The following is a 1,699-nucleotide window of genomic DNA, read 5'->3' as shown; positions in this document are numbered from 1 at the left end:
GCGCAGTTCCCGGCGGCGGACGAGATCCGCGACGCGATGGACGCGGTACGCGAGCTGTCGAGCGTCGGCAATGCTCTGCGCAAGAAGGAGAAGCTGCGCGTGCGTCTCCCGCTCGCCCGCTTCACCGTGGTCTCGCCGCTGGCGGCGTCGCTCGGCCAGTTCGAGGACATCCTCCGCGAGGAGCTAAACGTGAAGTCGGTGGAGCTCGTCCCGCTCGCCGATGACACGGCGACGGAGTACGGCATCGCCCACCGCCTCAGCGTCAACGCCCGCGCGGCGGGGCCGCGTCTGGGCAAGGACGTGCAGAAGGCGATCCAGGCTGCGCGTTCGGGCGACTGGAGCGAGGTGTCCGGTGTCGTGACCGCGGGCGGCATCGTGCTCGAACCCTCGGAGTACGAGCTCGTGCTCGAGACCACGGGCCGCCCGGAGGGAGAGGCTCTCGCCATCGTCCCCACCGGCGGCTTCGTGCTGCTCGACACGACGACGACCCCGGAGCTGGAAGCTGAGGGGCTCGCCCGGGATGTGATCCGCGCCGTGCAGGAGACCCGCAAGAACGCCGACTTCGACGTCAGCGATCGCATCCAGCTGGTGCTCCGATTCCAGGACGACGTGGACACCGCGGCTGTCGTCTCCGCCTTCGACCTCGCCGGGATCGCGGCGGAGACCCTGGCCGAGGAGTATTTCGTGATCGACGCGCAGGGCGACTCGATCTTCGGACACGGGACGGTGCTCGCCGCCGCCGCGGCAGTGACGCCCGAGTTCTCCGTCGTCATCCCCGCCGGTACCTATGCGAACGCCGGTGACTTCACGATCGCCGTCACCAGGAGGGGAGCAGCAGCATGAGCGCCGCCGACCGGGCCGATGCCGTCTACGAAGCCCTTCTGAGCCGCGCGGGAGAGCGCTGGGTGCAGCCCCGCAAGGAGCGCACCGCCCGCATCCTCGCCTTCCTCGACGACCCGCAGCGCACCTACCGCGTTGTGCACATCACGGGCACGAACGGCAAGACGTCGACCGCGCGGATGATCGAGAGCCTGTTGCGGGCGCACGATCTGCGCACCGGATTGTTCACGAGTCCCCACCTGGAGCGCTTCACCGAGCGCATCATGATCGACGGCGAGCCGATCGCCGACGAGGCGGTGGCGGACGCGTGGGACGAGATCGAGCCGTTCGTCGACATCGTCGACGCCGAGCTCGAGGCAGCCGGCGACGCTCCGCTGACGTTCTTCGAGCTGCTGACCGTGCTGGCGTTCGTCGCAGTGGCCGACGCGCCGATCGACGTGCTGGTGCTCGAGGTCGGCATGGGCGGCGAGTGGGATTCCACGAACACGGCCGATGGTGACGTGGCGGTGTTCGCCCCGATCGACATCGACCACGCCGACCGTCTCGGCAGCACGATCGCCGAGATCGCCGAGGTCAAGGCCGGCATCATCAAGGAGGGCGCGGCCGTGGTGTCGGCCCAGCAGCCCGTAGAGGCGGCCGAGGTGCTGCGTCGGGTGGCGGCGGAGCGCAACGCGACCATCGCCTTCGAGGGCGAGGAGTTCGGTCTCACCGAGCAGAAGCTCGCGGTCGGTGGGCAGCTGCTCACGATCCGCGGCCTGGCGGGGGAGTACGCCGAGGAGTACCTCCCGCTCTACGGCGCGCACCAGGGGCACAACGCCGCTCTCGCCGTCGCCGCCGTCGAGTCGCTCATCGGCGGGGC

The 1,699-nt window shown here is 69.9% G+C and carries 2 protein-coding genes; both read left to right on the top strand.

Annotated features, from left to right (window positions below):
• A partial coding sequence (locus KZA10_RS14265; RefSeq protein WP_256934886.1) for a DUF5915 domain-containing protein occupies positions 1-843 on the top strand: 843 nt, incomplete at its 5' end.
• The coding region (locus KZA10_RS14260) for a folylpolyglutamate synthase/dihydrofolate synthase family protein (RefSeq protein WP_256934885.1) at positions 840-1,699 on the top strand (860 nt) is incomplete at its 3' end. The genes KZA10_RS14265 and KZA10_RS14260, both read left to right, overlap by 4 nt.

The organism is Microbacterium sp. BF1, from assembly GCF_019279095.1.
Taxonomy (GTDB): domain Bacteria; phylum Actinomycetota; class Actinomycetes; order Actinomycetales; family Microbacteriaceae; genus Microbacterium; species Microbacterium maritypicum.
Note: the sequence above shows the minus strand (reverse complement) of the source record. Positions and strands in the feature narration are given on the sequence as shown.